Annotated in this window: 18 protein-coding genes and 1 tRNA gene; 14 read left to right on the forward strand and 5 right to left on the reverse strand. The window is 73.4% G+C overall.

Annotation, left to right across the window (positions count from 1 at the left end):
- Window positions 1–6: 6 nt before the first annotated feature.
- Together rlmB and F7Q99_RS14825 are read left to right on the forward strand one after the other, a co-directional pair.
- Window positions 7–996: a 23S rRNA (guanosine(2251)-2'-O)-methyltransferase RlmB gene (gene rlmB, locus F7Q99_RS14820; protein WP_153461820.1), complete on the forward strand. Its 990-nt coding sequence runs from the start codon at window positions 7–9 to the stop codon at window positions 994–996.
- A gap of 201 nt (window positions 997–1,197) precedes the next feature.
- Complete coding sequence (locus tag F7Q99_RS14825) at window positions 1,198–2,856, forward strand: DoxX family protein (protein WP_326846670.1); 1,659 nt, start codon at window positions 1,198–1,200, stop codon at window positions 2,854–2,856.
- Between the two features lie 99 nt (window positions 2,857–2,955).
- Here the strand turns inward: F7Q99_RS14825 and F7Q99_RS14830 are convergent, their stop codons facing one another.
- The 3 genes from F7Q99_RS14830 to F7Q99_RS14840 form a co-directional block, all read right to left on the reverse strand.
- Window positions 2,956–3,750, reverse strand: coding sequence for a nucleotidyltransferase family protein (locus F7Q99_RS14830; RefSeq protein ID WP_153461822.1), 795 nt, complete (start codon window positions 3,748–3,750; stop codon window positions 2,956–2,958).
- A 120-nt stretch (window positions 3,751–3,870) separates the two neighbouring features.
- Window positions 3,871–4,317: a hypothetical protein gene (locus tag F7Q99_RS14835; RefSeq protein ID WP_326846671.1), complete on the reverse strand. Its 447-nt coding sequence runs from the start codon at window positions 4,315–4,317 to the stop codon at window positions 3,871–3,873.
- Between the two features lie 181 nt (window positions 4,318–4,498).
- Window positions 4,499–5,590 (reverse strand): ABC transporter ATP-binding protein, encoded by a 1,092-nt coding sequence (locus F7Q99_RS14840; RefSeq protein ID WP_153461826.1) that lies wholly within the window; start codon window positions 5,588–5,590, stop codon window positions 4,499–4,501.
- Window positions 5,591–5,872: 282 nt separating this feature from the next.
- Between F7Q99_RS14840 and F7Q99_RS14845 the strand changes: the two genes are divergently transcribed.
- Window positions 5,873–5,946, forward strand: a tRNA-Thr gene (locus tag F7Q99_RS14845).
- A 258-nt stretch (window positions 5,947–6,204) separates the two neighbouring features.
- Here F7Q99_RS14845 and F7Q99_RS14850 read toward each other — a convergent pair.
- The gene (locus F7Q99_RS14850; RefSeq protein ID WP_153461828.1) at window positions 6,205–6,894 is read right to left on the reverse strand and encodes a hypothetical protein; all 690 of its coding nucleotides are present in this window, start codon (window positions 6,892–6,894) and stop codon (window positions 6,205–6,207) included.
- A 148-nt stretch (window positions 6,895–7,042) separates the two neighbouring features.
- Between F7Q99_RS14850 and F7Q99_RS14855 the strand changes: the two genes are divergently transcribed.
- The 9 genes from F7Q99_RS14855 to F7Q99_RS14895 all read left to right on the forward strand — a co-directional run bounded on the left by F7Q99_RS14855 (window position 7,043) and on the right by F7Q99_RS14895 (window position 18,204).
- Window positions 7,043–9,064: an N-6 DNA methylase gene (locus F7Q99_RS14855; RefSeq protein ID WP_326846672.1), complete on the forward strand. Its 2,022-nt coding sequence runs from the start codon at window positions 7,043–7,045 to the stop codon at window positions 9,062–9,064.
- A 151-nt stretch (window positions 9,065–9,215) separates the two neighbouring features.
- Window positions 9,216–9,632 (forward strand): hypothetical protein, encoded by a 417-nt coding sequence (locus tag F7Q99_RS14860; RefSeq protein ID WP_153461830.1) that lies wholly within the window; start codon window positions 9,216–9,218, stop codon window positions 9,630–9,632.
- Window positions 9,629–11,218, forward strand: coding sequence for a serine/threonine-protein kinase (locus F7Q99_RS14865; protein ID WP_153461833.1), 1,590 nt, complete (start codon window positions 9,629–9,631; stop codon window positions 11,216–11,218). The genes F7Q99_RS14860 and F7Q99_RS14865 overlap by 4 nt, the downstream gene beginning before the upstream one ends.
- A gap of 392 nt (window positions 11,219–11,610) precedes the next feature.
- Window positions 11,611–13,443, forward strand: a complete 1,833-nt coding sequence (locus tag F7Q99_RS14870; RefSeq protein ID WP_326846673.1) for an ABC transporter ATP-binding protein — start codon at window positions 11,611–11,613, stop codon at window positions 13,441–13,443.
- Between the two features lie 76 nt (window positions 13,444–13,519).
- Window positions 13,520–14,341: a serine/threonine-protein kinase gene (locus F7Q99_RS14875; protein ID WP_326846674.1), complete on the forward strand. Its 822-nt coding sequence runs from the start codon at window positions 13,520–13,522 to the stop codon at window positions 14,339–14,341.
- Between the two features lie 87 nt (window positions 14,342–14,428).
- Entirely contained in the window at window positions 14,429–14,662 is a 234-nt protein-coding gene (locus F7Q99_RS14880) for a hypothetical protein (protein ID WP_153461837.1), read from the forward strand.
- Window positions 14,663–14,781: 119 nt separating this feature from the next.
- On the forward strand, window positions 14,782–15,327 hold the full coding sequence (locus tag F7Q99_RS14885; RefSeq protein WP_326846675.1) for a methylated-DNA--[protein]-cysteine S-methyltransferase: 546 nt from the start codon (window positions 14,782–14,784) through the stop codon (window positions 15,325–15,327).
- Window positions 15,328–15,581: 254 nt separating this feature from the next.
- Window positions 15,582–17,009, forward strand: coding sequence for a family 2B encapsulin nanocompartment shell protein (locus F7Q99_RS14890; protein WP_153461839.1), 1,428 nt, complete (start codon window positions 15,582–15,584; stop codon window positions 17,007–17,009).
- 145 nt (window positions 17,010–17,154) lie between these two features.
- Window positions 17,155–18,204 carry a family 2 encapsulin nanocompartment cargo protein polyprenyl transferase gene (locus tag F7Q99_RS14895; RefSeq protein WP_153461841.1) on the forward strand — a complete coding sequence of 350 codons (1,050 nt, stop codon included), beginning with the start codon at window positions 17,155–17,157 and terminating at the stop codon, window positions 18,202–18,204.
- 159 nt (window positions 18,205–18,363) lie between these two features.
- On the opposite strand, the gene F7Q99_RS14900 is transcribed toward F7Q99_RS14895, so the two are convergent.
- Window positions 18,364–19,404, reverse strand: a complete 1,041-nt coding sequence (locus F7Q99_RS14900) for an NAD-dependent epimerase/dehydratase family protein (RefSeq protein ID WP_195911068.1) — start codon at window positions 19,402–19,404, stop codon at window positions 18,364–18,366.
- A 133-nt stretch (window positions 19,405–19,537) separates the two neighbouring features.
- On the opposite strand from F7Q99_RS14900, the gene F7Q99_RS14905 reads away from it, so the two are divergent.
- Both F7Q99_RS14905 and F7Q99_RS14910 read left to right on the forward strand, forming a co-directional pair.
- Window positions 19,538–20,932 carry a DUF1254 domain-containing protein gene (locus tag F7Q99_RS14905; protein WP_153461845.1) on the forward strand — a complete coding sequence of 465 codons (1,395 nt, stop codon included), beginning with the start codon at window positions 19,538–19,540 and terminating at the stop codon, window positions 20,930–20,932.
- Between the two features lie 68 nt (window positions 20,933–21,000).
- Window positions 21,001–22,335, forward strand: a complete 1,335-nt coding sequence (locus F7Q99_RS14910) for a DUF1254 domain-containing protein (RefSeq protein WP_153461847.1) — start codon at window positions 21,001–21,003, stop codon at window positions 22,333–22,335.
- The last annotated feature ends 1 nt before the right edge of the window (window position 22,336 follow it).

Genomic DNA, 22,336 nt, shown 5'->3' on the forward strand with positions numbered 1-22,336 from the left:
ACAGCCATGGCCGGCAACAGCCAGCGCAGGAACCGCCGCAACCCCGGATCGAAGAAGGGCGCGTCTGTCGGTACCGGCGGGCACAGCCGGAAGGCGCTCCAGGGCAAGGGCCCGACCCCGCCCGGTGAGGCGCGCAAGGGCCACCCCAAGCAGCGCGCCGCCAACGCCGCGCTCAAGCGCGAGCGGGACGCCAAGGCCCGCGCCGGCATGCGCCGCGCCGGGGCCGGCCGGGGCGGCCGCGGCGGCGCGGGCAGCGCCGAGCTGGTCTTCGGCCGCAACTCGGTGGTCGAGGCCCTGCAGGGCGACGTGCCGGCCAACGCGCTATACGTCCAGCAGTTCATCGACACCGACGACCGGGTCCGCGAGGCCTTCCAGGCCGCCAACGACCGCGGCATCCCGCTGATGGAGGCCCCGCGCCCGCAGCTGGACCAGATGACCGGCGGGCTCAACCACCAGGGCCTGGTGCTCCAGGTGCCGCCGTACGAGTACGCGCACCCCGAGGACCTCCTGGAGGAGGCCGCCGACGCCGGCCAGGACGCGCTGATCATCGCGCTGGACGGCGTCACCGACTCGCGCAACCTCGGCGCCGTGGTCCGCTCCGCCGCCGCCTTCGGCGCGCACGGCGTGGTCATCCCCGAGCGCCGCGCGGCCGGCATGACCGCCGGTGCCTGGAAGACCTCCTCCGGTGCCGCGGCCCGGCTGCCCGTCGCCCGCGCCACCAACCTGACCCGCACCCTGGAGGCCTACCAGAAGGCCGGCCTGATGGTCGTCGGCCTGGCCGCCGACGGCGAGGCCGAGCTGGGCGACCTGGACGTGCTGACCGGCCCGGTGGTGGTCGTCGCGGGCAGCGAGGGCAAGGGCCTGTCCCGGCTGGTCTCGGAGACCTGCGACATCCGGGTGCGGATCCCGATGTCGGGTCTGACCGAGTCGCTGAACGCCGGTGTCGCGGCGGGCATCGTGCTGTACGAGGCCGCCCGGCTGCGCGCCAAGCGCTGAGCACGTCCGCTGAGCACGTCGCGGGACTGCCCAGCACATCCCGGGGTCGTCGTGCAGGAGATCTTCTGAACTCCCCGTAGTCCGGGTGGAAAGCGATCGGGTCCGACCGGGCCCGATCGCTTTTCTCATGATCACTTCAAGCGGTCGCCGGATATCCACCCGGGAGAGTGTCCTAAGCGGCCGTCACCCGGTTAGACGGGCGTGGACACCAGAACACCTCGGCGCCCCCTGTTCGGCGGCGGCAGCACCGGGATAGACGCGGGCCCCGGCCTCGACACCGTCAAGGTGCCGTCGGACCCCGCGCGTCTCAGCAGCACCCAGGCGAGCTTCCGGCTCCGGCTCGGCGCCCCGGTGGCGCCGCTGATCGAGGCGCCGGCCGGACTGCTGTCCACCGGTGCCGCGTTCGGCGACCCGTACGCGGGCCAGGGCCTGATCCGCCGTCCGCTGGTCGCCCCGCAGATGGTGATGCCCGCCGCCGTCCCGGTGCTGGCCGGGGCCGGTGCGCCGCGCCGCAAGGGCCGGGTCACCGCCGTCACCTGGACCGGCCAGGCGCCCCCCGGGGACCTCGCTGCCACCCGGCTCCTGGAGGCCGTCCGGCTCAGCGGTTCCCCTTCGGGGGGCGGCGGCGTGGGCCTGGCCGAGGCGGACACCCAGGTGATCCCGTCCCTCGCGGGCGCCCGGACCGTCCCGCGCCAGCCGCGCGAGGGCGCCGGCACCGCGAGCGACGCGGGCGTCGGCCCGGTCGGCGCGCCGCAGGGCTGGGCGCCGAGCGGAGAACTGCCCGAGGTCTGCGCCGCCGACGCCGAGGGCAAGCAGCCCTGGTACCCCGGCCGCCGGGTCGACCTCGGTCTGGTGCTGCTGCCGCTGCGCGCCCTCCTCGGCTCGCTGACCGTCTACGCCGGGTTCAGCAAGCTCTGCGACCCGGTCTACTTCGACGGCGGCGAGCGCGGCTCGATGATGCGCTGGCTGGCCTCGCTGCACCCCTGGAAGGTCGCCGAGCCGCTGCTGGCCTTCGCCATGGCGCACCCGGTCGGCGCCGGGTTGATGGTGTCGTTCACCGAGATCGTGGTCGGCGTGCTGACCGTCCTCGGCCTCTGGCAGCGGCTCGCGGCCGGCGCGGCGATGCTGCTCTCCGCCGTCCTGCTGTTCACCGTCAGCTGGCGGGCCGTGCCGGCCTACGACACCCCCGACCTGATCTTCCTGGCCGCGTGGAGCCCGCTGCTGATCGCCGGGGCGCCGTTCGCCTCGCTGGACGGGCGGCTCAACCTGGAGGCCTGGCGCCGCTACCCCGCGGGCGCGCCCGCGGCCCTGCGCAGCCGGGTGCTGCGCCGGGGCACCCTGCTCGCCACGGTCGTCGTCGGCCTGACGCTCCTGCTCGGCTCGATGCTCGGCGCGGCGGTGCGCACCACGGCCCGCCCGCACCAGGGCCCGGCCCGGCCGGCCACCGACTACGGCACGCCGGTCTGGCCGAGCGGTTCCCCGTCCGGCGCCGCGGGAGGCCAGGGCACGTCCACCACGCCCTCGCCCGCCGCCTCCCGTCCGGCCACGCCGACGCCGAGCCCGACCGCGCCGCAGTCCTCCGCCCCGTCCTCCCGCCCCGCCTCGCCGACGCCGAGCGGCAAGCACTCCGGCAGGGCGGACAACGGCGCGGGTGCGGCCCAGGCCTCCTCGGCCGCCACGCCGGCCGGCTCCGCACCCGTCCAGCGCTCCACCCCGGTCCCCGGCGGCTCGGGGACCGGGGCCCGGCCGAGCCCGAGTTCGGGCCCCGGCCTGCTGGGCGGAGTGCTCGGCAGCGGGCCGCTGGCCGATCTGTCCGGCGGTGACTGGTCCAGCCGTCCGGGGACCCCGACGGCGACCTGACGGGGTCTTCCGTCGGGTCTTCGCCGGCGGGGAACGCATCGGCCGGGTGCTCCAGGGGGAGCACCCGGCCGAACTGCTGTGTCGCTACTGGCTGTGCCGCTACTGGGGGGTGCGGCCGGCCCCGGCGGCGAGCTCCTTGGCCGCCTCCGTGAGGTCCTTCGCGGTGTCGATCGCTCGCCAGTACACGCCCTGCGGCAGCTGGTATCCCGCGAGCCGCTTGCTGCGGGCGAGTTGGGGGAAGGTGGTGCGCTCGTGGTCGCCCACGTCGGGCAGCAGCTCGGTGAACTGCGGGCTGAACACGTACAGCCCCGCGTTGATGAGGAACGGCGACGGCGGCGCCTCGATGAAGTCCAGCACGTTGCCGAACTGGTCGGTCTCCACCGCGCCCCACGGGATCCGCGGCCGGGCCAGCGCGAGCGTCGCGACGGCGTCCCGCTCGTGGTGGAAGGCGGCCATGTCGCGCAGGCTGAAACGGGTCCAGATGTCGCCGTTGGTGGCGTACCAGGGCTCGTTCGGGCGGGGCAGCGCCTTGGCCGCGTGCTTGAGCCCGCCGCCGCGCCCGAGCGGCTCGTCCTCGACCACCGTGCGGACGCGCACCGGCAGGTCCGCCTTGTCCAGCCACTCCTGCAGCACGTCGGCGAGGTGCCCGCAGGAGACCACCACGTCGGTGACGCCCTCGGAGGCGAGCCAGGCCAGCTGGTGGCCGAGGATCGGCACGCCCGTCCCCGGGATCTCGACCAGCGGCTTGGGGCGGTCGTCCGTGTAGGGCCGCAGCCGGGAGCCCTGGCCGCCGGCCAGGATGACGGCCTGTGTGACGGGCGTCGTGGTCGGCCGGGGCGGGCGGGGCTGCTGCGGGGACGTGAGGTCGGCGCTGGGGCCGGGATCAGCGGTCATGGCTGAACAATAGGCGCGTGGCGGGGTGCTGCGGAGGACGTGGCCGGGGCTGCGCGGGCGCCGGACCTCCGGCCGGGCCGTCAAGCCGGCGACCGGGCCCTCGGCCTGCGACCGGAGGCGTCAGCCGGCGACGCCTGCCGCGAACGAGCCGTCGCAGACCGGGCGGGCGAACGAGCGGGCCCGCTGCACGTCGCCCTGGTACTTCTTCACCGTCGCCTTGCCCAGCTCGGTGGCGAGTGAGGTGCAGTACGGCGTCAGCGACGGCTGCTCGCGCATCGAGCGCTCCAGCAGGTCCAGCGCCGCGGCCGGGCTGTGTGCGCGCAACTCGTCCAGCAGCGCGACCCGCAGCGCCTCCTGCGGCGCCAGGCCGTCCGCTGCCTTGCCGGCGGCGGTGGCGGTCCGGCCGATGCCCGCGCCGTCGCCGCTGGAGGCCGCCACGACCTGCTGGTCGAGTCCGGTCGGCGGGGCCCAGGGCACCCGGGTCACGGCGAGGGTGCCGGTGGTCACCAGGACGACGGGCAGGGTGAGGGCGACGGTCTGGCCGATACGGCGAACTAGCTGCTTCACGCTCAGGAGCGTAGCGGTGGGTGCGGGCCGGATCGCCCTCCGTTACACCATCGAGTGACGCCGTGTCCGGGTTCGTCCCTGCACCGTGTTGACGCGGGGGTGTACGGACGGAGCCCGCCGGACCGGGGAAGGTCCGACGGGCTCCGTGTGGCGGCCTGCTCGGCCGCCGATCGGCTGCCGGTCAGTTGCCGAGGCGGGCGCCGGTGCTGGTGGAGAACACGTGGCTCTCGTTCGCGATCGGCACGACGTGGATCGTCTCGCCGCGGGCCGGGATCTGGCGGCCGTGCACGCGGACCACCAGGTCCTTGTCCTCGCCGCCGATCTTGGTGGTGCCGTAGACGAAGCCGTCCGAGCCGAGCTCCTCGACCACGTTGACGGTCACCGCGACGCCCTCGATGCCGCCCGCCGGGACGACCTCGAAGTGCTCAGGGCGGATGCCGACCGTCACCGACTTGTCGCTGCCGGCGCCGGCCAGGTCCTCGCGGGAGATGTTGACGACCGAGCCGCCGAACTTCACGCCGCCGTCCACCAGCGGCACCTCGACCAGGTTCATCGCCGGCGAGCCGATGAAGCCGGCCACGAACAGGTTCGCGGGCCTGTCGTACATGTTGCGCGGGGTGTCGACCTGCTGGAGCACGCCGCCCTTCAGCACCGCCACCCGGTCGCCCATGGTGAGCGCCTCGGTCTGGTCGTGGGTCACGTACACCGTCGTGATGCCCAGGCGGCGCTGCAGACCGGCGATCTGGGTCCGGGTCGAGACGCGGAGCTTGGCGTCCAGGTTCGACAGCGGCTCGTCCATCAGGAAGACCTGCGGCTGGCGCACGATCGCGCGGCCCATCGCGACCCGCTGGCGCTGACCGCCGGAGAGCGCCTTCGGCTTGCGGTCCAGGTACTCCGTCAGGTCGAGGATCTTCGCGGCCTCCTCGACCTTCGTCCGGATCTCCGCCTTGTTCACGCCGGCGATCTTGAGCGCGAAGCCCATGTTCTCGGCGACGGTCATGTGCGGGTACAGCGCGTAGTTCTGGAACACCATCGCGATGTCCCGGTCCTTCGGCGGCAGGTGCGTGACGTCCCGGTCGCCGATCCGGATCGCGCCGCTGTTGACGTCCTCCAGGCCGGCCAGCATGCGCAGGCTGGTCGACTTGCCGCAGCCCGAGGGGCCGACCAGCACGAGGAACTCGCCGTCCGCGATCTCCAGGTCCAGCGCGTCCACCGAGGGCTTGTCCGCCCCGGGGTAGACGCGGGTCGCCTGGTCGTACGTGACAGAAGCCATGGTTGTTGCTCTCCTTCACCGGCAGGAACGTGCCGGACGATCCGAGTAAAGGGGTTCGTGTGTCTCCGCCGGCCCGCCCAGTGGTCTGAACCACTGCGCGAAACCGACTCCCGGCGACGCTACCTGCGCTTCCGCCGCTTGTCAGCCCCCTCCCGTCCGATTTCCGCATCGGTTCCATCTCGCCCGTCCCGGCCACCAACCGCCGGATATCCCCCCACCCCGCCACCCCGGCCCGGTAGACTGCCCCCGGTGCCGCCGTGATCCCTCGCGGACGGCCACCGTGCCTCCTTAGCTCAGCTGGCCAGAGCACCGCTCTTGTAAAGCGGGGGTCGTCGGTTCGAACCCGACAGGGGGCTCTCGTTTTCCACCCTGGATGAGCTGCAGTTCTGGCCTTCCGGGAGCTTCATCGCCGGCCTCGGACGACTCGTCCGAGGCCGTTTGCGTGAGCGGCTGGGCCTGGTCGGCCGGGTGGCTGCGGTGGACTGGGCGTCCTTGCGCGGTCGGCCGTAGACGGCGGCTTGCCCGGCGCTCCCCTCGTAGCGCCGGGCCTGCCGCCGTGTCGCCGCCGCTGTGAGCGGCGGGGGGCGGGCATGCGGTGCCTGATCGGGCCCGGTTCAGCGCGCGGAAGCCGCGTTCTTGGCCAGGGTCTTGGTCAGGTCCACGCCGGCGGTTCCGGTGTTGCGCTGGTCGTTGTCGTAGGTCGTCACCACGATGCTGCCGACTCGGGCGGCGACCAGCGTGCTGCCCCCGGTCCAGTCCGGTGAGGTGATGACCGCCTGGAGCGCGTCGTCCCCGACGCCGGGCAGGCTCTGCATGGTGACGGTCGCGGTGTAGTTCTGGCCGTTCTGGGTGACGGTGTAGGTGTGGCACGCGGTGAGAGCCGCCTTCAGGTTGGCCATGACCGTTTGCGCGTCGTTGCCCCGGTAGCCGTCCAGCTCCTGGGCGAACATGTCCTGCGAGTCGTCCATGTAGTCGTTCTGGGCGAAGGACGCCGCGTTGATCCCCGCCGCGTTGATCCATCCCGTCCCGTTGAGCATGTCGCACGCCTTGGAGGCGGGGACGGCGGACGGCGAAATCGGCGGGTTGAAGCCGTCACCGGTGCTCTTGGTGCCGCTGGGGTCGAGCTTGAGCTTCGGCGGGAGCGCGGTGGCCGGCAGGAGCATGGCGTTCAGCTTGGTCCCGTTGGGGAGGCCGTCGGTGCCCGCGGCGGGGCCGGGGATCGCGTCCGGGCCGCAGGCGGCGAGGCCGAGAACCGCGGTGGCGCTGCAGGCGATCAGGGTGGCCCGGCGGAGTTGCTGAGACATGGAGGGGTGTCCACCTTTCGGGTGGGGATCTGTGTGAGCGGCGGGACAATCAGATCATCGCCTGTGAACCGCGTCAACATGTGAACTCCCCGTGAGGCAGGTTGTAGGATCGTGCTCAGTCGTAGCGTCTCGGGGAGGGGTCCACTCGGTGCCGGAGAACAGGACAGACGTCACTGCCGCCGGGATCGCGCGGTTGGCCGGTGTCGGCCGCGCCGCGGTCAGCAACTGGCGGCGCAGGCACGCGGACTTCCCCCAGCCCGTCGGCGGCACCGACACCAGCCCGGTCTTCGACCTGGCCGACGTCGAGCGGTGGCTGCGCGACCAGGGCAAGCTCGTCCAGGTGCCCCTGCGGGAACGGGTCTGGCAGCAGATCGAACGGGATCCTGACGGGGCGGCGACCGCGCTGCGACTGGTCGGTGCCGTGTTCCTGCTGCGCGACCAGCCCACCCGATGGCAGGAGCTGGTCGCCGCCGACGATCGCCGTCTGACCCGCGAGCTGCCCGAAGCGCTCGCCGGGGCACTCCGCGCCCGCCTGGGCGAGGACCACCCGGTACCCGTGCCGAGCGGGCCCGAGCTGACCGAGCGTCTGGTGCTGCTGCGCGGTGGCGCGGAGCTCGCGAACGAACTCGGTGCCCGCCAGGCGTACGAGTTCCTGATGGGACGCCACCTGGAGGCCGGGCCCCGCCAGTACACGCTCACCCCCGCACCGCTGTCGGAGCTGATGGCCGAACTCGCCGGCCCGGCCGAGCTGGTGCTGGACCCCGCCTGCGGCTTCGGCGGCCTGCTCTGCGCTGCCGGTCCCACGACCACGGTGACCGGTCAGGAAGTCGATCCGGACCTCGCCGCGCTGACCGCGCTGCGCCTCGCCCTGCACACGGACCGGGGGGTGCGAATCCGGGTGGGCGACAGCCTGCGCGCCGACGCTCACACCGCCGTGCGCGCGGACGCCGTGCTGTGCCATCCGCCGTTCAACGAACGCTCGTGGGGGCACGAGGAGCTCGCCTACGACACCCGCTGGGAGTACGGGCTGCCGCCGCGGACCGAGTCCGAGCTGGCCTGGGTGCAGCACGCCCTCGCCCATGTGCGCGAGAACGGCTGCGCCGTGCTGCTGATGCCTCCCGCCGCGGCGTCCCGCCGGTCGGGTCGGCGGATCCGGGCGGACCTGCTGCGGCGCGGCGCGCTCCGGGCGGTCGTCGCGCTGCCCGCGGGCGTGGCCCCGCCGTACGGGATCCCCCTGCACCTGTGGGTGCTGCGCCGCCCCGCGGCGGACGCGCCGCAACCGCAGCGACTGCTGCTGGTGAACGCCGCCGAGCGGCCGGACGGCGGGGAGAAGCTGCCCTGGCAGGAGCTGCGCAGCACGGTGCTGGAGGACTGGTACGCCTTCGACCGCGACGGTGCGGCACCGGAGCGGTCCGGCGTCAGCCGCGTCGTCCCGTTGGTCGACCTGCTGGACGACGACGTGGACGTGACCCCGGCCCGGCACCTGCCGATCCGGGCGGCGGGCGCCGGAGAGGCGGGGCTGAGCGAGGCCCGCGACCGCCTGACCGGTGCCCTGCAGCGCACCGTGGAACTGACACCGGTGGTGGGCGTCCAGGGCGCGCCCGCGCACTGGCCGATGACCAGCATCGGAGAACTCGCAAGGACGGGAGCCCTGTTGATGCGGACGGGCGGTGCCGGAGCCGGCACCGGCGGCCCGCCGGTCCTGACCGAGCACGACATCGTGTCGGGCGGCGCCCCCTCCGGCGTGCTGCCCGAGGGCGAGGACGAGGAGCCGGTGCTCACCCGGGTCGGGGACGTGGTGATCCCCGTGCTCGGCCGGGGCACCACGACCCGCGTGATCGACGAAGCCGTCGCCGGTGCCGCTTTGGGCCGCAACGTCCACCTGCTGCGACCCGACCCGGCCACCCTGGACCCGTGGTTCCTCGCCGGCTTCCTGCGCAGCAGTGCGAACAACCGGCAGGCCAGCAGCTTCACCACGTCCGCGACCCGGCTCGACGTGCGCCGGCTCCAGGTGCCGCGGCTGCCGCTGGCCGACCAGCGGCGGTACGGGGAGCGGTTCCGCGCGGTGGCCGCCTTCGAGGAGGCGACACGCCTGGCCGCCAGGCTGGGCGAACTGCTCGTCCAGGGCCTGTACGACGGGCTGACGGACGGGAGCATCAGCCCGTCCTGACGGGCGACGGCCGCGCGGCGGAGGGGTCGGTAGGCTGACCCCGGCAATCACCGATCAACCTCCGCCGAGCAGGAGCTGGCCCATGTACGGCCCCGTCCCCACAGCGCCGCCGCCCCGACGTGGCGCGCGTGTGTGGAGGGTGGTTCTCCGGGTGGTTCTCACCGCCGTTCCGGTGCTGACCATCGGCATGCTGGGCTGGATGTCGATGCTGTACCTCGCGCTCGTGCACCGCCGCAGGCGCGACTGGCTGGTGCTGGTTTCGGTGGCGGCGGCGTCCGTCGGCGGGTTGGTGCTGATCGGGCCGTCCGAGCAGAAGAGCTGGCAGGCCACCACCGGGGTGGTGCTGCTGCTCGGGACCATGGTCTTCGCCCCGGCGTACTTCCTCGCCGTCGACCTGCGGCCGCAGCCTTCGGACGGGGTGGTTCCCGGCCCGGGAACCCTCGTGCCACTGCCGCCGGTGCAGCCGGGCTATCCACCCCCGGGTCTGCCGCGCCAGGACCGCATCGGGCAGGTCAGGGCCGGGCTCGACGAACTGAGCGCCTACCTCGACCAGCAGGAGCGCGCATGAAGGGTCGGCTCGTCGCCGGACGGTACGAGCTGGCGACGCTCATCGGACAGGGCGGAATGGGCCAGGTGTGGACGGCGCACGACCACACCCTGGACCGGTGGGTGGCGATCAAGCTGCTCCGGCCCGACCGGACGCCCGAAGCGGAGGAGCTCGACGGAGTCCGGCGGCGCTTCGCCCGGGAGTGCCGGGTCACCGCCCAGGTCGATCACCCCGGACTGGTCACCGTGCACGACGCCGCCGACGACGGCGACGACCTCTACCTGGCCATGCAGTACGTCCAGGGCGCGGACCTGGCCGACCACTTGGCCGAGCACGATCCCTACCCCTGGCCGTGGGCGGTCGCCGTGGCAGCGCAGCTCTGCCCGGTGCTGGGCGCCGTGCACGCGGTGCGGGCCGTGCACCGCGACCTCAAGCCGCGCAACGTCATGGTCCGTCCCGACGGCACCGTCGTCGTGCTCGACCTCGGTGTCGCCGCCGTCCTCGACTCCGACACCACGCGGCTCACCCTCACCGGCTCTCCCATCGGCAGCCCCGCGTACATGGCGCCCGAGCAGGCCATGGGAGGAGAGGTCGGCCCGAGCGCCGACCTCTACTCGCTCGGCGTGATCCTGCACGAACTGCTCAGCGGCACGGTCCCCTTCGCCGGTTCCTCCGCGCTGGGCGTGCTGCACCGGCACCTCCACGAGCCGCCGCTGCCACTGCGCCGGCTCCGGCCGGAGGTGCCGGAACCACTGGAGAGCCTGGTCCTGTGGCTGCTCGCCAAGGACCCGCGGGACCGTCCGGCCGATGCGGCGGAGGTCTACGGCGCGCTGGCGCCCCTGCTGCCCGGGCCCGCCTCGAATCGCCCCGACGGTCCCGGGGTACCGATGGACCCGACCCGGCCGTTCCGGCAGCCCTGCGCGCCCTGGCACAGCGGGCAGCTGCCGCGCCGGTCACCGCACTCGCCGACCGTGCCGACCGTGCCCGCCGCGGATCCGCACCCGGGCCCTCCCGCATCCGTCGGCGGGAAGGCCGACATCGCCGCCGCCGTCGAGGAGGCCAAGGGATTGCTGGACGCGGGTCGGATCACCCAGGCCGTGAGCGTGCTCGGCGGAGCGCTGTCCGCCGCCGCGGAGGCCCACGGCCGGAACTCTCCCGTCGTCCACATGCTGCGGAAGCAGTACGCCGCGACTCTGCTGGAGGACGGTCAGTTCCACGCCGCGCTGCCGGAGTTCCGGCTGCTGATCGAGCAGCGTTCCGCCGAGGCCGGCCCGACCGACCCGCAGGCCCTCCGCTTCCGCGTCGAGGCGGCGCAGTGCCTGGAACACCTCGGCGACCACGTCTCGGCACTCGCCGAGTACCGGTCCCTGCTTCCCCAGCTGGACCGGCTCGCCGACCACGATCCGGCGTTCGCGCTGGAGGTCCGCAGCCGCACGGCACACCTGCTCTTCGCGACCGGTGACCGCACCGGTGCCCGTACGGCCCAGCTCCGACTGCTCCTCGACACCGAGCGGCTCTACGGCCCGCACCACCCGCTCGCCGCCGAAACCCGGCGCACCCTCGACGAATGGGACCTGCGGGACGACGAGAGGGGCCGCCGTCCGTAGCCACCGACGTGGCGAGAGGCTCCGGACCGGTGTGGTCCGGGGCCCCTCGGCGTTTTCGGGGGCGTCCGGGCGTTTCGGGGACGTGAGGCCCGAGAGCCCGGACCGGGCGGCAGGAAACCGGCGGCGGGGGTGAACCGGAACGGGCGGGGGTGCGTATTTCCTGGTAGGGGGGATGGAAGAGAAAGGTGGCAGCAATGAGCATGCTGGCCAACCTGGTGCCGGCCATGAGGCATCCGCGCAAGCGGACAACGACCTCCAAGCCGACCAGGACCTCGAAGACGCAGCACGGTCGTCGCCGCCGGCGGACCAGCCACTCGCGGCACTGACGGCTTAGCCGTCCTGTCAGGGCCGGGCCATCGGCCCGGCCACGTTTCCAGGGCTGGACTCGTACCGTGTGGTCGCTGCGGCGGCTGATGACCGTCGACGTGGATGACGGCGACGACCAGGTGGAACCGGTCGTCGAGATGGCCCCGGCTGTGCCGTTGCGGCGGACGTTCGGGCGGTTGTGGCCCTACACCCGCGGCGGGCGGAGCTGGCTGGCCGTGCTGCTGGTCTTCGTCCTGGCCGGCCCGCTCGTCGACGCCGCCGCGATCTGGCTGTTCAAGGTCGTCGTCGACGACGTGCTGGTGCCGCACAGACTCGGGCTGTTCCTGCCGATCATGCTCGCCTACGCCGGGCTGACGGTCGTGGCGGGGGGTCTGCGCTTCGCCGACCAGATGACCTCGACGTGGGTGAGCGAGCGCTTTCTGCTGGCTCTGCGAACGGATCTGTTCAAACACCTGCAGGGCCTGTCGCTCGGTTTCTTCGAACGCCGGCGGCTCGGCGACGTGCTGGCGCGGCTGACCGGCGACGTCGAGGCGGTCGAGACCTTCCTGCTCTCGGGCATCGTCGACGCCGTCGCGTACGCCGCCGAACTCGCCGTGTTCCTCGCCGTGCTGTTCTACCTGCGCTGGGATCTGGCGCTCGTCGCGCTCGTCGTGGCGCCGCTGTTCTGGTACACGGCGCGGCGGTTCTCGGCGCTGGTGAAGGCCGCGTCGCGGGAGCGGCGGCGGCGCAGCGGCTCGGTGAGCGCGCTCAGTGAGGAGACGCTCGGCAACATTGCGCTGGTGCAGGCCTGCAACCGGCAGGACTGGGAGCAGGAGCGGTTCCTGCGGGAGAGCCTGGCACGGTTCCGGGCGACCATGGAGGCCACCCGGCTGCGGGCGCTGTTCGCGCCGATCGTGGACGTCCTGGAGCTGGCCGGTGCGCTGATCGTCCTGGGGCTGGGCGCCTGGGAGCTCGCGCGCGGGCGGCTGACGCTGGGCGAACTGCTGGTGTTCGTCACGCTGCTGAGCCGGCTGTACGGCCCGATCCGGGGGATCTCGCGGCTGAGCAACGGCTTCTACTCGGCCTCGGCCGCCGCCGAGCGGATCATCGAACTCCTCGACCAGAAACCGCAGGTGAGCGATCCGCCGGCGCCGCTGCGGCCCGCCCGGGTGCGCGGCGAGGTGACCTTCGACGGGGTGTGGTTCCGCTACCCGGGCACCACCCGGGTGGCGCTGTTCGACGTGTCGTTCCATGCCGATCCGGGGGAGACGGTGGCGCTCGTCGGGCCGAGCGGCGCGGGCAAGTCGACCGTCGCCAAGCTTCTGCTGCGCTTCTACGACCCGGAGCGCGGCGCCGTCCGGCTGGACGGCATCGACCTGCGCGAACTGGCGCTGGCCGACCTGCGGGAACACATCGCCGTCCTCCTCCAGGAGACCCTGGTGATCCACGGCACCGTGCGCCAGAACATCGCCTACGGGCGGCCGGGTGCGACGGACGCGGAGATCGTCGCGGCCGCCCGGGCCGCCGACCTGCACGAGTTCGTCAGCCGGCTGCCGGACGGCTACGACACGCTGGTCGGCCAGCACGGCCGGCTGCTGTCCGGCGGGCAGTGCCGGCGGCTGGCGATCGCCCGCGCGATGATCCGGGACGCTCCCGTGCTGATCCTCGACGAGCCGACGACCGGGCTGGACGCCGAGTCCGCGCGGCGGATCCTGCAGCCGCTCGGACGGCTCATGCGGGGCCGGACGACGATCATCATCTCGCACGATCTGCTGACCGTCCGGGGCGCGGACCGGATCGTGCTGCTCCGCAGCGGCTGCGTCGCGGACACCGGCAGGCACGAGGAACTGCTGGCCCGCAACGACGGTTACGCGCACCTCGACCGGCTGCACCGGCGCCCGCTGCAAGGCGTGCCGTGACGAGCGGGGTGTCGTGATGACGGGGAACCGTGATGAGCGGAGTGCCGTGATGACGGGGAACCGGGATGGTGTCGCCGTGAACGCCCAACAGCCCATCGCCGCCGGGACGTTCGTCGCCCCCGGCTACCAGGTCCTGGCGCACCTGTGCCGCACCGGCTGGCTCGACCTCTACGACGCCTGGAGCGAGGAACGGGACTGCCGCTGCGTCGTGAAGGTGATCCGGCCCGACCGGCTCCGCGACCGGCGGCTGCGCGAACGCCTCCTCCGGGAAGGTCGCTGGTTGACCGAGTTCACCCACCCGCACCTGGTCCGCGGCTACGGGACGGGCGAGCGCCCGCAGCCGTACGCCGTCCTGGAGACCCTCACCGGCGAGACCCTCGCCCACCTCATCGACCGCCGCGCCCGCCGCCCGGCCGCCACCGACGTGGCCCTGCTCGGACTCCACCTGTGCTCGGCCGTGCACTACCTGCACGGGCGCGGTCTGCTGCACCTCGACATGAAGCCGTCCAACGTCGTGATCGACTGCCGCCGCGCCAAGGTGCTCGACCTCAGCATCGCCCGGCCGCCCGGGCCGGCGAAGCCGGGCATCGGCACGGACGGCTACCTCGCCCCGGAACAGGCCCACGGCGGCCCGCTCACCGAGGCCGCCGATGTGTGGGGCATCGGCATCACCCTGTACGAGGCGGCCACCGGCGACGTCCCCTACGACGGCCCGTCCCCCGACGGCCCGGCACCCCCGGTCACCCGGCGCCGCCGCCTCCCGCAGCCCCTCGCCGCCGCGATCGACGCCTGCCTGCGCACCGCCCCGGACACCCGCCCCAGCGTGCCCGAACTGGCCGAACGGCTGGACGCGTTGCTCCCCCAGGGCCGCCGCGCCGTCCCGCCGCCCGAGAAGTGACCTCGGGCCTCGCCGCCTCACGGCGGTGAGGCGCCTCGGGCGGGGCGGTCGTACCGTGGAGGGTGCGGGGGACGGAGGAGGTTGGTCATGCCTGGTTCGCTCACCATCAGCCACCACGAGGCGGCGGTGACCCTCGACCACACGGACGCCGCGCGGCTCGCCACCGTGCTCGAAGAACTGGCCTATCTGCTGGAGATCCCGGGACCGAACCGGATCAACGACGCGCAGCTCACCGTGCTGTGCGAGGGGCGGAAGCCGGACCGCGCCGAGCTGTCGCGCTGGTCGCGGGCGCTCGTGGCCGAGCTGAAGGGGCGGCTCTAGCGGCGACCGGCGCCGGGAGCCCGCCGTACGATGGCGCGCGGGGCGGGACGCGGGTGCCGCGCGCCTCAGGGCTGCCGGGATGGCCGGTGGCCGGCCCGGTGGAGGGTGGGGGCCCGAGCGTGCCGCAGTCCTGGTCGATGTCCTGGCTGACCGTGCCGACGCCGCTGCCGAGCGGTCCGATGCACATCGCGGTGACGCCGCTGGGCGTGGCGGCGGCCGGCTACGGCGGGCGGGGCGACGAGACGCCGCCGTGCACGGACGGCGCGAAGGTTGCCGCCGTCACCGACCGGATCGGCGCCTATCTGTCGGGCCGCAGCCGGAAGTTGGGCCTGCCGATCGACTGGAGCCTGAGCAGCGGCCCGCACCGCGCCGTCCTGCAGGCGCTGTTGCGCGAGGTGCCGTACGGCCGAACCATCACCTATGGCGAACTGGCCGCCCGCAGTGGGGTGTTCGAGGACGTGGCCGAGCCCGGCCTGGCGGCCCGCACGGTCGGGCAGATGATGGCCGCCAACCCCGTCGCGCTGCTGGTGCCGTGCCACCGGGTGGTGGCGGCGGACGGGATCGGCGGCTTCGGCGGCGGACGGGTCGGGATCGAGGTGAAGCGCTGGCTGCTCACCCTGGAGGGGGTCCTGGAGCCGACGCTCGACTGGAACGGGCCGCTGTAGCCGGCTTGCCGCTCCGCCGGTTGCCGTTTCGCGCACGCGAGCCGCCCGGGTGCGGCAAGATGGCGGGTCCGTATTCCGATGAGTTCGAATTGCCTATCGAACGCATATCGATCAGGCGATCCAGTCGTACTATTTGTTCGGTTATTCCGATCCACTCGAAAGAGTGATTGCGGGCTACCTCCGAATGGGCCCACCATGAAGTCGCACCATGAATATGCAAGGCGACACTTCATCGGGTATGCGAAGGGCTCCCTATGTCGACCGAAACCAATGCCGGTATTCCCGCGCCCGCCGGGCAGCCGGACATCCGGCAGCAGCAGAGTCTGAGCACGGCGGGGGCGCGGAACCTCGCCACGACCACCAAGTCCGCGCCGCAGATGCAGGGCATCAGCCCGCGCTGGCTGCTCAGGATGCTGCCGTGGGTCCAGGTGTCCGCCGGTACCTACCGGGTGAACCGTCGCCTGCGCTACTCGGTCGGTCGCGGCCGGGTGAGTTTCGTCAAGACCGGTGCCGAGGTGCGGATCGTCCCGCCGAGCCTCGCCGAGGTGCCGGTGCTGCGCGGCTTCGAGGACGAGGCCGTCCTGGAGGAGCTGGCCGGGCGCTTCGTGCAGCGTGAGTTCTCCGCCGGTGACGTGCTGGTCTCGGCCGGGACGGCGATCGACGAGGTCTTCGTCATCGCGCACGGCAAGCTCGACCGGATCGGCACCGGCAAGTACGGCGAGCAGACGGTGGTCGGCACCCTCGCCGACGGCGACCACCTCGGTGACGAGGCGCTCCAGGCGGAGGACAACACCTGGCCGTACACGGTGAAGGCGGCCACCGCCGGCACCGTGATGGTGCTCGCCTGGTCCGCCTTCCAGGAGCTCCATGACCGCTCCGAGGCGCTCCAGCTGCAGATCATGGAGTACCTGAACGGCTTCCAGCAGGCGCAGAACAAGCACGGCGAGGCCGCGATCGGCCTCTCGGCCGGCCACGAGGGTGAGTTCGAACTGCCCGGCGCCTTCGTCGACTACGAGCTGAAGCCCCGCGAGTACGAGCTGAGCGTCGCCCAGACCATCCTCAAGGTGCACAGCAGGGTCGCCGACCTCTACAACCAGCCGATGAACCAGACCGAGCACCAGCTGCGGCTGACCATCGAGGCGCTGCGCGAGCGCCAGGAGCACGAGCTCGTCAACAACCCCGAGTTCGGCCTGCTGCAGAACGCCGACTATGACCAGCGGATCCAGACCCACTCCGGCCCGCCCACGCCGGACGACATGGACGACCTGCTCAGCCGCCGCCGCAGCACCAGGATGTTCCTCGCCCACCCCAGGGCGATCGCCGCCTTCGGCCGCGAGTGCAACCGCCGCGGCCTCTACCCGGGCACCGTCGAGGTCGAGGGCAAACACATCACGTCCTGGCGCGGCGTGCCGATCTTCCCGTGCAACAAGATCCCGATCGTCGACGGCCACACCAGCTCGATCATCGCGATGCGTGTCGGCGAGGACAACCAGGGCGTCATCGGGCTGCACCAGACCGGAATTCCGGACGAATACCAGCCGAGCCTTTCGGTGCGGTTCATGGGAATCGACGAGAAGGCCATCATCTCCTACCTGGTGAGCGCCTACTATTCGGCCGCGATCCTGGTGCCGGACGCGATCGGCGTCCTGGAGAACGTGGACGTCGCACAGCGCCACGACTGATCGGGGCCGCCCCTTGCAGCGCGCCGCCCGGCCTGGGCCACCCGGTCGGGCGGCGCTCCCGCGCGCGTCCAGCGCGCCACTGGTCGGGCCCCCGGCGACAGGCGGCAGCCGGCCATTCACCACAGGTCATCAGGGGGAGGAACCCATGACGAGCCCCACGCTGGAACGGGATCACAGGGAGGGGCACGAGGCGGCGGACGTCCTCGCCCGGGCCCGCGGCCTGGTCGACCCGGTCCTGCGGGCCGCCGTCGACTCGCTGCCGGGCGCGATGCGCAAGGTCGCCGGCTACCACTTCGGCTGGTGGGAGGCGGACGGCTCGCCCGCCGCCGCGCCCTCCGGCAAGGCGATCCGGCCGGCCATGGTCCTCGCCGCCACCCAGGCCCTCGGCGGCAGCCCGGCCACGGCCACCGCCGCCGCGGCGGCCGTCGAGCTGGTGCACAACTTCACGCTGCTGCACGACGACGTCATCGACCGGGACGAGACGCGCCGTCACCGTCCCACCGCATGGCGGGTGTTCGGCACCACCGAGGCGATCCTGGCCGGGGACGCCATGCACTCGCTGGCGCTGCGCCTGCTGGCCGAGGACGACCACGCAGCCGCCCGGCCCGCCGTCCGCCGGCTCACCGAGTGCGTGGTCGAGCTCTGCGAGGGCCAGCAGATCGACTGCGCCTTCGAGAAGCGCAGCGACGTCTCGCTCGCCGAGTGCCTGGCGATGGCGGAGGCGAAGACGGGCGCCCTGCTCGGCGCCGCGTGCGCGATGGGCGCGCAGTACGGGGGCGGGTCCGAGGAGGCCGCGCAGGCGATGGACGGCTTCGGCCGGCAGATCGGCCTGGCGTTCCAGCTGATCGACGACCTGATCGGCATCTGGGGGGATCCGGCGGTCACCGGCAAGCCGGTCGGCGCCGACCTGGTGGCGCGGAAGAAGTCGCTGCCGGTGGTCGCGGCGCTGGGTTCGGGCACCGCCGAGGGCGCCCGGCTCGCCGAACTGTACGCGCTGGAACGCCCGCTGAGCCCGCAGGAGCTGACGCTCTGCGCGGCGGCCGTCGAGGGCGCGGGCGGGCGCGGCTGGGCGCAGGGCGAGTCATGCGAGCGGATGGCCGCGGCGATGGCCCAGCTGGCGGTGGCCGTCCCCGAGCCGGCGGCGGCGGACGAGCTGCTGGCCCTGGCCGAGCTGGTGACCCGCCGGACGCACTGAGCACCCACAAGGGGCTGAGTGCCCACAAGGGACTGAGCACCCACAAGGGGCTGAGTGCCCACAAGGGACTGAGCACCCACAAGGGGCTGAGTGCCCACAAGGAGATGAGGGCGCACACGGAGTGGGAAGTCGGCCGGGCCGACTTCCCACTCCCGCCAGTCACCCGTGTGTGGCCAACAGCCGCTGTTCCTTGGCCGGTTCGATGCCCTGCAGCACCCGGGCGCCCGGCCGCCCCTTGCGCCCCTCGGCGTCGGTGTCCTCGGCCGGCCCGCGGGTCCGCAGCCAGTCCCAGGTGTCCCGCGCGGTCTCGGGGAACGGACGGCAGCGCAGCCCGGCGGCCTCCGCCCGCGTGGTGTCGGCGAGCCAGACGCCCGCCATCTCGGGCAGATCCGGGGCCCAGAGCGGGAGTTCGCTCCACGGCTCGACCTTGTCCGGCCCCTCCGCGAGCAGCGACGCGTCGTCGACCTGGACCAGCTCGGTGTCCGGGGCGCCCGCGACCTGTCGGCAGGTCTCCAGCCACTCCCCGAAGGTCAGCCGGCCGGGCGGCGCCGTGGTGACGTACCGGCCCGCAGCCCCGGCCGTCAGCAGGTCGAGCCCGAACGCGGCGAAGTCCCGGACGTCGATCACCTGCATCGTCCGCTTCGGATCGCCCGGGGCCAGCACCCGCCCGCCGCGCGCCATCCGTTCCAGCCACCACGGCAGCCGGCCGCCGTTCTCGTACGGTCCGATCAGCAGCCCGCTGTTGAGGATCATCGTGCGCCCCGCGCCGAACGTCTCCAGCACGGCCCGCTCGCAGCCGGCCTTGAGCGCGGCGCTGAACGGCTGGTCGGGCGGGGTGTCGGCGGGGCAGGGGTGCGTCGGCGAGTCCTCGGTGACCACCTGGGCGGGCCAGTCGGCGAAGGCGTGCACCGACGAGACGAAGGTGTAGTGGCCGGCCCGCTCGCGCAGCAGCCGGGCGGAGAGCGCGACCTGGGCGGGCTGCTGGGCGGAGGTGTCGACGACGGCGTCCCAGCTGCGGCCGTCGGCCAGTCGCGCCAGGTCGTCGGCGCGGTCGCGGTCGCCCCGGACGGCCTCGACGCCCTCCGGGTCGGCGGCGGAGACGCCGCGGTTGAAGGTGGTCACCTCGTGGCCGCGGTCGAGGGCTTGCGAGGCGAAGGCCCGTCCGAGGAAGGACGAGCCCCCGAGCAGGAGGATCTTCATACCGGACACCCTCTCCGTACCGGCTCCCTCGTACGCGTGGGTTCGCGCTGAGCGGAGGTGCTGACCCGCCCCAGCCCACATAGCATCCGAAATGTAGGCAAATGCCCGAATCTCGGTTGGGGAGAGCGACAGCATGGTCAACCCGGCACTCGTCGACCCGGCCACCATCCGCGCGACCGCCGCCGAGGCGTGGGTCCGCGGCTATCCGATCCTGCGGAACTACCGCACGCTGTACGCGCAGGCGCTGGACGACGCGGACCCGAGGTACGTCGGCGGCTTCGGTGTCTTCCGCCACCACCCGCAGCCGCTCACCCCCGCGGACACCGACATCGCCGCCCCCGACAACGACACCCGCCCCTCCTGGGCCTGGCTCGACCTGCGCACCGAGCCGTGGGTGATCTCCGTCCCCGCCGAGGACCGCTACTACGTTCTCGCGCTGCATGAACTCGACACCGTCCACGCCGGGTTCGTCGGCTCCCGCGCCACCGGCCGGCAGGCCGGCGACCACCTGGTGGTCGGCCCCGCCTGGCAGGGCGACGTCCCGCCCGGCATCACCAGCGTGATCCGCACCGCCACTCAACTGATCGGCGTCGTCGGCCATACCCACCTCGTCGGAAACGCGCCCGCCGACGTCGCCGACCTGAGGGCGGTCCAGGATCGGTACCGGCTGCGCCCGCTGCACGAGTACGCGGGCACCCCGGCGCCCACCCCCGCCCCGGACCCGGTCTGGCCGGTGTGGCGTGACGAGGTCATGGACACCATCGAGTTCTTCGCCTTCCTCGACTTCCTGCTCGGCTTCTTCCCGCTCCCGCCCCACCCCGCAGTCCCGGCGTCGCCCCTGCTTGCCGCCGTCCCGCTCCCGCCCTCCGAAACGGACCTGCGCGGCCGCCTCACCGACCTCGGCATCGACGGCCGCGGCGAGTTCGAGCCCGCCGCCCTGCCGCTGGAGGTGCGCGCCGAGATCGAGCGCGGCATCGCCGACGGTCGGGCCCGGCTGGAGCGCGCCACCGCCGAAGCCGCCGAAGCCGCCGAACTCGCCACCTCCGCCGGAGCGTTCGGCACCCGCGAGCAGATCGGCGCCGACCACCTCGGCCAGGCGGTCGGCGCGAACCTCGGGCTGTACGGGCTGCCCGCCGAGGAGGTCTGGCGCGGTGCCTGGACCGCCGACAGTGCGGGCCACCGGCCGCCGAGCGCCAGCGACCGCGACTACACCATCCGCTTCGGCCCCGACGGACTGCCGCCCGCCCGCTTCTTCTGGTCGGCCACCCTGTACGCGCTCCCGGACCGCCTGCTGGTCGACAACATCCTCGACCGCTACTCGATCGTCGACCGCACCCCCGGCCTGGTCCGCGACCCGGACGGCGGCCTCACCCTCTACGTGCAGCACAAGCGCCCCGCCGACGCCCAGCACTCCGCCAACTGGCTGCCCGCGCCGGACGGCCCGTTCTCGGTCGTCCTGCGGCTCTACGGGCCGGACCGGGCGGTGCTCGACGGCCGCTGGCAGCTCCCGCCGCTCACCCCGCGCTGAGCCGCCGGCGCCATCCCCCGCTCGGCGCCCGCCCGACCGTTCCGCGCCCGCCCGACGAAGGACACCCGATGAACCACGCCGAGCTGGAGGCCCTGGCCGCCGACGCCTACGTCTACGGCTACCCGCTCGTCGCCGGCCTCACCATGGTCGAGCGCTTCACCCGGGGCGGCATGGGCACCCTCCCGGCGGCGCCGTTCAACCACTTCAGCCACGCCACCCGGCTGGCCGCGCCCGGGGACGACTTCGTCTCGGTCAACAACGACACCGTCTACTCGATCGCCCAGCTCGACCTCTCCGAGGGCCCGCAGGTGCTGCACGTCCCGGACACCGCCGGCGCGTACTACGTGCTGCAGTTCGTCGGGGCCTGGACCGACAACTTCGCCTACCTCGGCAGCCGCGCCACCGGCACCGGCGCGCAGACCTGGCTGATCGTCCCGCCCGACTGGCACGGCACCCCGTCCGACCCGGCGAGGGTGATCGAGGCGCCGACCAGGGTGGCCACCGTCGTCGGGCGCTTCGCCTGCGCCGGTCCGGACGACCTCCCCCGGGTCAGGGCGCTCCAGGACGGGCTCACCGTCACCGCGCTGGAGCCCGGCGGCCTGGTCGCCGGGCTGCCCGAACCGGACCCGGACGTGCCCGAGCGGCTCGCCTTCTTCGAGCGCCTGCGGGTCTGGATGCAGGCCTTCCCGCCCGCCGGGCCCGACGTGGAGTACGAGCAGCGCTTCGCCCCGCTCGGCCTGCTGGACGAGGACATCTCGCCGTACCGCGCCGCGGTGCCGGACTGGACGCTCACCCTGCTCAAGGGCCTGGCCGCCGGGCGCGAACGGGTCGAGGACGCCACCCGCCCACCCGAGGACCACCCGGCCGGGGAGTGGCGCTCGGCGCTGCACCTGTTCGACTACAACGTCGACCACCTCGGCCCCGGCACCCTCGACGACCCCGAGTGGCGCATCCCCGACCGGCGCGCCGGCTACCTCAGCCGGGCCGCCGCCGCCCGGGCCGGCCTCTGGGGCAACCACGCCTACGAGGCTTCGTACGCGATGACGTACGACGACTCCGACGGCCGCCCGCTCAGCGGTGCGCACCGCTACACGCTCCGGTTCGACCAGCCGCCGCCGGCCGAGGCCTTCTGGTCGGTCACGATGTACTCGGTCCCGGACTACCACCTGGTGGCGAACCCGATCGAGCGGTACTCGATCGGCGACCGCACCCCCGGCCTGGTGTACGGCGCGGACGGCTCGCTCACCCTGACGCTCCAGCACGAGGAGCCCACGGAGTCGGCGGAGGCCGCGAACTGGCTGCCCACCCCGGAGGGCGAGTTCCGGCCGATCATCCGGCTCTACCAGCCGAAGCCGTCGGTCCTGGACGGCACGTACCAGGTGCCGCCGATCCACCGGCGCTGAC

Origin of the sequence: Streptomyces kaniharaensis, assembly GCF_009569385.1 — a bacterium.
Classification (GTDB): domain Bacteria; phylum Actinomycetota; class Actinomycetes; order Streptomycetales; family Streptomycetaceae; genus Kitasatospora; species Kitasatospora kaniharaensis.

Coding starts and splice junctions, on each gene's coding strand:
- rlmB (WP_153461820.1), top strand. CDS start 7: ATGGCCGGCAACAGCCAGCGCAGGAACCGCCGCAACCCCGGATCGAAG.
- F7Q99_RS14830 (WP_153461822.1), bottom strand. CDS start 3,750: ATGACCGCTGATCCCGGCCCCAGCGCCGACCTCACGTCCCCGCAGCAG.
- F7Q99_RS14840 (WP_153461826.1), bottom strand. CDS start 5,590: ATGGCTTCTGTCACGTACGACCAGGCGACCCGCGTCTACCCCGGGGCG.
- F7Q99_RS14850 (WP_153461828.1), bottom strand. CDS start 6,894: ATGTCTCAGCAACTCCGCCGGGCCACCCTGATCGCCTGCAGCGCCACC.
- F7Q99_RS14865 (WP_153461833.1), top strand. CDS start 9,629: ATGAAGGGTCGGCTCGTCGCCGGACGGTACGAGCTGGCGACGCTCATC.
- F7Q99_RS14880 (WP_153461837.1), top strand. CDS start 14,429: ATGCCTGGTTCGCTCACCATCAGCCACCACGAGGCGGCGGTGACCCTC.
- F7Q99_RS14890 (WP_153461839.1), top strand. CDS start 15,582: ATGTCGACCGAAACCAATGCCGGTATTCCCGCGCCCGCCGGGCAGCCG.
- F7Q99_RS14895 (WP_153461841.1), top strand. CDS start 17,155: ATGACGAGCCCCACGCTGGAACGGGATCACAGGGAGGGGCACGAGGCG.
- F7Q99_RS14900 (WP_195911068.1), bottom strand. CDS start 19,404: ATGAAGATCCTCCTGCTCGGGGGCTCGTCCTTCCTCGGACGGGCCTTC.
- F7Q99_RS14905 (WP_153461845.1), top strand. CDS start 19,538: ATGGTCAACCCGGCACTCGTCGACCCGGCCACCATCCGCGCGACCGCC.
- F7Q99_RS14910 (WP_153461847.1), top strand. CDS start 21,001: ATGAACCACGCCGAGCTGGAGGCCCTGGCCGCCGACGCCTACGTCTAC.